The 6,107-nt window shown below is 70.9% G+C and carries 6 protein-coding genes; 3 read left to right on the top strand and 3 right to left on the bottom strand.

Annotation, left to right across the window (positions count from 1 at the left end):
• The 3 genes from VB737_RS14265 to queG all read right to left on the bottom strand — a co-directional run.
• The coding region (locus VB737_RS14265) for a DNA gyrase/topoisomerase IV subunit A (RefSeq protein WP_500313931.1) at window positions 1-2,178 on the bottom strand (2,178 nt) is incomplete at its 3' end.
• Window positions 2,179-2,242: 64 nt separating this feature from the next.
• Window positions 2,243-3,157 (bottom strand): tetratricopeptide repeat protein, encoded by a 915-nt coding sequence (locus VB737_RS14260; protein ID WP_500313929.1) that lies wholly within the window; start codon window positions 3,155-3,157, stop codon window positions 2,243-2,245.
• 24 nt (window positions 3,158-3,181) lie between these two features.
• Window positions 3,182-4,153: a tRNA epoxyqueuosine(34) reductase QueG gene (gene queG, locus VB737_RS14255; protein WP_500313927.1), complete on the bottom strand. Its 972-nt coding sequence runs from the start codon at window positions 4,151-4,153 to the stop codon at window positions 3,182-3,184.
• Window positions 4,154-4,192: 39 nt separating this feature from the next.
• Here queG and VB737_RS14250 point away from each other — a divergent pair, with 39 nt between their 5' ends.
• The 3 genes from VB737_RS14250 to VB737_RS14240 form a co-directional block, all read left to right on the top strand.
• Window positions 4,193-4,843: an HpsJ family protein gene (locus VB737_RS14250; protein ID WP_219904361.1), complete on the top strand. Its 651-nt coding sequence runs from the start codon at window positions 4,193-4,195 to the stop codon at window positions 4,841-4,843.
• Window positions 4,844-4,894: 51 nt separating this feature from the next.
• Window positions 4,895-5,626 carry a DUF502 domain-containing protein gene (locus VB737_RS14245; protein ID WP_500313925.1) on the top strand — a complete coding sequence of 244 codons (732 nt, stop codon included), beginning with the start codon at window positions 4,895-4,897 and terminating at the stop codon, window positions 5,624-5,626.
• Window positions 5,626-6,107, top strand: a 482-nt coding sequence (locus VB737_RS14240) for a metal ABC transporter permease (RefSeq protein ID WP_500313924.1), incomplete at its 3' end; no start/stop codon positions are given. The genes VB737_RS14245 and VB737_RS14240, both read left to right, overlap by 1 nt.

Here is a 6,107-nt window from a genome sequence, read left to right as displayed (position 1 = left end):
CAGGTGCTGGCCCTGCAGGTGTACCCCAGCCCGCGCCGCCCCCACCACCCGTTCGCCGGGCAGCAGCCGCAGCAGCATCGGTCCCTGGGCGGTGCGGCCCAGCACCGGCAGGTTGGTGTCGTTGATCGCCAGCCGCAGCACCCGCCCGGTGCTGGTGACCACCACCAGATCCTCCCCCTCCCGGCAGGGCACCACCCGCTGCAGGGCCACCCCCTCCTTCAGCTTCAGCACCGTGGCGGGCCGGCCCGACAGCTCCAGGAAATCCTCGATCGGCAGCCGCTTGAAGCGCCCATCGGTACTCAGCAGCCCGATGCTTCCCGACGGCGGCTGGGGCAGCGGCAGCACCTGCACCACCGTCTCCCCGTGCAGGCTGTCGGGCAGGAAGCGCTCCAGCCTGCCGGGGTTCTGGCCGGCGAATTCCCAGCGCAGCAGGGCCACCTTGCCGCCGGCGCTGAAGGCCAGCAACGCCGGCTGCTCCGCCACCGGCAGGATCAGCCGCGCCGGCGGCGGCAGGTCCCCCAGCTCGGCCGCCTGATCCAGATGCAGCCGGCCCAGCATCTGGGGCGTCACGATCCGCACCGCCCCGTCGGTCTGGATCAGCAGCCGGCCATCGCCGGCCAGGGCCTCGAAGGCCTGCTGGCGCTGCAGCTCGGTGTTGGGCCGCACCGCCGCCGCCCGCTGGGCCACCAGGGCGTCGCCCCCCTCCACCAGCCGGGTGCGGCGCGGGGTGGCATAGCGCTTCTTCAGCCCCTTGAGCTCGCTCACCATCGTGTCGAGCAGGGTGCCGCGGTCGTTGAGCAAGTGCCGCAGCCGGGTGCGTTCCTGCTCCAGATCGGCCGCCTCCTTGCGCAGCCCCTCCTGCTCCAGGCCCGTGAGCCGCCGCAGCGGCATCGCCAGCACCGCATCGGCCTGGCGCTCGCTCAGGTCCAGGTGCACCTGCAGGCTGGCCCGGGCCGTGGCGGCATCCCTTGCCTCGCTGATCATCGCGATCACCCGTTTGAGGTCGTCGAGGGCCTTGATCAGCCCCTGCACCACCTCGAGGCGGTCTTCGCAGCGCTTCAGCGCATGGTTGGTGCGCCGGATGATCGTCAGCTCCCGGTACTCCAGGAACTGCTGCAGCATCTGGCGCAGGTTCAGCTGCTGGGGCTGGCCGTTCACCAGCGTCAGCAGGATGGCGCCGAAGTTGCTCTGCAGGGCCGTGCGGCGCTGCAGCTCCTCCAGCACCTTCTGGGGTTCGGCGTCGCGCCGCAGTTCGATCACCACCCGCATCCCCTCGCGGTCGCTCTCGTCGCGGATGTCGGCGATGCCGCCGATCTTGCCGTCGTTCACCTGCTCGGCCAGCTTCTCGATCCAGCCCGCCTTGCTCAGCTGGTACGGCAGTTCCGTCACCACCACGGCGCCGCGCCGATGGCGCCCCTTGCCGGGCTGCACCTCCTCGATGTGGGCCACGCCGCGCATCGGGATGCTGCCCCTGCCGGTGGCGTAGGTGTCGCGCACGCCGCTGCCGAGCAGCACCTCGCCGCCGGTGGGGAAATCCGGGCCCGGCACCATCGCCAGCAGCTTCTCCTCGGGCAGGTCGGGTTTGCGGATCAGGGCGATCAGCGCCTCCACCACCTCCCCCAGGTTGTGGGGCGGGATGCTGGTGGCCATGCCCACGGCGATGCCGGTGCAGCCGTTGAGCAGCAGGAAGGGCAGCTGGGCCGGCAGCACCGTCGGCTCCTGCTGGGAGCCATCGAAGTTGGAGGCGAAATCGACCGTGTCGCTGCCGATCTCATCGAGCATCGCCTCGTTGGCGATCGGCGCCAGCCGGGTCTCCGTGTACCGCATCGCGGCCGGCGGGTCGTCGTCCACCGAGCCGAAGTTGCCGTGGCCGTCCAGCAGCGGGTGGCGGCTGGCGAAGGTCTGCACCAGCCGCACCAGGGCGTCGTAGACCGCCTGGTCGCCGTGGGGGTGGTATTTGCCCAGCACGTCGCCCACCACGCGGGCGCACTTGCGGTAGGGCCGGTCCGGGGTCAGCCCCAGCTCGTGCATCGCATACAGGATGCGCCGCTGCACCGGCTTGAGCCCGTCGCGCACGTCCGGCAGGGCCCGCCCCACGATCACGCTCATCGCGTACTCGAGGTAGGAGCGCTGCATCTCCTGATGCAGGGCGATCGGTTGGACGCGCTCGTCCGGCATCCGGTCCTTTGGCTCAGCGGCTCAGGGCGCTCAGCCTACAGATGGCGCCCGGGGCCCCCCGGGCTCAGGAATCGTCGCCGCTGCCGCCGTCAGCGTCGGTGGCATTGGCCAGGGCCCGCTCCACCGCCGCCTTCAGCTCCGGCAGGGCCAGCAGCTGGGCGGTCACCGCCCGCAGCTTCGGTCCCCAGAGCTGCTCCTTCTGGAACTTCTCCTTGACGTAGTTGGGCTCCTCCGCCAGGGCGGTCTCGGCCAGCTTCAGGGCCTGGGCCCGCTCCGCCGGCCCCCGCTCGAACAGGGCCGCCGCCAGGGCCAGGGAGGTTTCGGCGATGTCCGGTTTGATCCTCAGCACCCGCTGCCAGCGGCCGATGGCGTCGTTGACGCGGCCGCTCTCGTACAGCACCAGCCCCTGGTTGTTGATCGCCTCCCAGAAGTCCTTGCGCAGCCCCGCCGCCCGCTCGAACGACCCCAGGGCCTCCTGGTTGTTGCCCAGCAGGATCTGGGCATTGCCCAGGTCGAAGTAGGCACCGGCGTTCCTGTTGTCCAGTTCCAGCCCCCGCCGCAGCAGGCCGATGGCGTCCTGGGGCTTGCCGTCCCTCAGCGCCAAGGAGCCCTCGGCGAACCAGATGCCGGCGTTGTTGGGATCCAGCTCCTTGGCTCGGGCCAGGGCCACCTTGGCCTTCTCCATCTGGTTGCTGCGCAGCTCCGCCTCCGCCAGCAGCACCCAGCCGCGGGGGTCCTGCGGCAGCAGCTGCACCGTCAGTTCCGCCAGCCGGGCCGCATCCTCCGCCTGGCCGAGGCGCAGCAGCCGCGCCGCCGCCTGGGCGATGCCCAGCCCCGCCCCCTCCAGTTCCTTCTCCTGCGGCAGGTACACGAACGGCACCAGCGCCCGCGCCGGCAGGGCGAATCCCACCAGGGGGGTGGCCGTCAGGGGCATGGCCAGGAAGAGGGAGGAGAACAGTCGCCAGAACCGCCGGCCCACGGAATCACCCCGAATCGCCCCAGCCTAGGGAGCCGTCTCCCGTTGTCCCCAGCCGCCCGCCAGCGCCGCCCGGATGTTGCGCCGCCACATGGCCGGCCGGATCCGCCGCAGGGCCGAGGCCCGCAGCCGTTCGTCCCAGTCGCCGTCGCTCCAGCCCAGGGCCTCCGCGCCGCCCAGATCCAGCAGCCATGGGCGGGGCTGCACGTCGGCGTCGGTGGCGACGGGCAGGGGCCGCCGGTTCCAGGGGCAGACCTCCTGGCAGATGTCGCAGCCGGCCACCCAGCCCTGCAGCCGCCCGGCGATCGCCGCCGGCAGCGCCGCGTCGCGGTTCTCGATCGTGTGGTACGCGATGCAGCGGCGGGCATCGACCACGAACGGCTCGTCGAGGGCGCCGGTGGGGCAGGCGTCCATGCAGGCCGTGCAGCTGCCGCACAGGGGCTCGGACGGGCGGTCGGGGGGCAGGTCGAGGCTGGTGAGCAGGTGGCCCAGCAGCATCCAGGAGCCGCGGCGGCGATGGATCAGGTTGCCGTTCTTGCCGATCCAGCCCAGGCCCGCCTCCTCCGCCCAGGCCTTGTCGAGCAGGGGGGCGCTGTCGACGCAGGCGCGCCAGGTGGTGCCCGGCGCGATTTCCTCGAGCCAGCGCCCCAGCTGCCGCAGGCGGCCGTCGATCACCCGGTGGTAATCCCGGCCCCAGCCGTAGCGGGCCACCCGCAGGCTCCCCGGTGCCCGCTCCCGGGCCACGTGGTAGTTCCAGCCCACCGCAAGGATGCTGCGGACCCCCGGCAGAAGCGCCTCGATCCGGCGGCGGCGGGGATCCTCCATCCAGCCCATCCCCGCCTGGTGGCCCGCCGCGAGCCAGCGCTCCAGGGCGGCCGTGCGCAGCGGTAACCGCGGGCTTCCCGGCACCGCCGCCAGCCCCACCGGCGCGAAGCCGAGCCCTTCGGCCCTGGCCCGCAGCGCCGCCGCCAGTGCGCTAAGGGAGGACGGTGCGTTCAAGGGCTGCCGGTAGAGTCCCACGAATCCGACCTCCCTTGCGTGGCAGCCAGTTCCTCCTCCCGCTTCAGTCCCCTGCTGCGCTGGATGGGCCTCACCCTGGTGGTGCTGCTCGTCCTGCAACTGGTCGCGGTGCTCACCCTCTGGGACTGGCAGGAGGAGGCCTTCCGCCAGCTCGTGGTGGAGCGACTGATCGGCCAGGCCCCGATGGGTCTGATCGGGCTGCTGCTCATGTACCTCTCCTCCCGCCTGGAAGACCCGTCGGAGGAGCGCACCCCCGTCCTCTGGACCGTCTGCATCATCAGCGGTCTGCTGGCCGTGCTGCTGACCGCCTCGCTGCCGATCACCTTCGGCGGTGACCAGCAGATGCAGCAGCAGGCCGACCAGCAGCTTGCCGCCAAGCGCGGCCAGCTGGAGATGGCCCGCCAGCAGAGCAAGGATCCCGCCCTGCTCCAGCAGCTGATCAAGCAAGCCGAGGCCACCGGCCAGGTGCCCCCGGGCGCCACCGAGGAGCAGAAGACCCAGTCGGCCCGCGCTTTCGTCGATCGCCAGCTCGACCAGCTCGAGACCCAGTTCAAGCAGACCGAGCAGACCAGCAAGGTCACCCTGAGCCAGCGCCGCTACGGCGGATCCCTCGGCGCGGTGGTGCTGATCATCGCCTTCACGATCCTTTGCCTCGGCAGTGTCCTGTAAGACCCCCGTGGATCGTTACCGTTAGGGTTTCGCCCCTCCGGACCCCATCCATTGGTCCCATCCAGTAGTCCCAGTTCCGATCAGCCCCTGGGCAACCGGCTGCAGCAGGATCTCAAGAACGATCTGATCGCCGGTCTGCTGGTGGTCATTCCGCTGGCCACCACGATCTGGCTCGCCACCACGGTGAGCCGCTTCGTTCTGGCCTTCCTGACGTCGATCCCCAAGCAGTTCAACCCGTTCAACACCCTCAACCCCCTCCTCCAGGACCTGATCAACCTGGGGGTAGGGCTGCTGGTGCCGCTGCTGGGCATCCTGCTGATCGGTCTGATGGCCCGCAACATCGTCGGCCGCTGGCTGCTGGAGTTCGGTGAGGGCACCCTGCTGCGCATCCCCCTGGCGGGATCCGTGTACAAGACCCTCAAGCAGCTGCTCGAAACCTTCCTGCAGGGCAATTCCGCCCGCTTCCGCCGGGTGGTGCTGGTCGAATACCCCCGTGAGGGGCTCTTTGCCGTCGGCTTCGTCACCGGGGTGCTGGGCACGGCCATCCAGGCCGATTTCGGCGAGACCATGCTCAGCGTCTTCATTCCCACCGCCCCCAACCCCACCACCGGCTGGTACGCGGTGGTGCCCGAGCGCCTGGTGAAGGACATCGACCTGAGCGTCGAGGATGCCTTCCGCACGATCATCTCCGCCGGCATCGTCAGCCCCGACGAGCGGGAACCCACGTCCAACCGCAGCTTTGCCAGCCTCCTGGCCCAGCTGCGCGCCCCCCAACCCTCCTGATGCAGAGTCGCACCCTTGCCCGTGAACTGGCCCTGCTGATGCTGGGTCAGGTCAGCGACCGCGGCAGCGGCGCCGTGGCCCCCTCCGGCTCCTTCGATCTGCTGCTGCAGCAGGCTGTCACCAGCCTCAGCCAGCACGTGCGCGAGGCCCTCGACCGTTCCGCCGAGGATCTCCAGCAGGCCCAGCAGCGGCTGCTCGACAGCGAGCTGCAGGACCAGGGGGAGAAGCAGTTGCCCACGGTGCGGCGCCATCTGCAGGAGGGCCTCACCCACGCCGAGCACGCCCTCAACCGGCTCTCGGCCAGCCTGGAGCTGCCGCGCCTGCTGCTGCTGGCCGACCAGGGGGCGGTGCAGCGCGACGCCCTGGGCCATTCCGCCCTGCTCGGCATCACCCTCGGCCTGCTGCTGGGCATCGATCCCACCCTGGTGCTGATCCCCTTCGCGGTGCTGTTCGCCCTGATGACGAACCAGCTGGTGCAAGG

The organism is Synechococcus sp. BA-120 BA3, from assembly GCF_034931285.1.
Taxonomy (GTDB): domain Bacteria; phylum Cyanobacteriota; class Cyanobacteriia; order PCC-6307; family Cyanobiaceae; genus Cyanobium.
The sequence above is the reverse complement of the archived record's forward strand: the minus strand, read 5'-3'. Positions and strand labels throughout refer to the sequence as shown.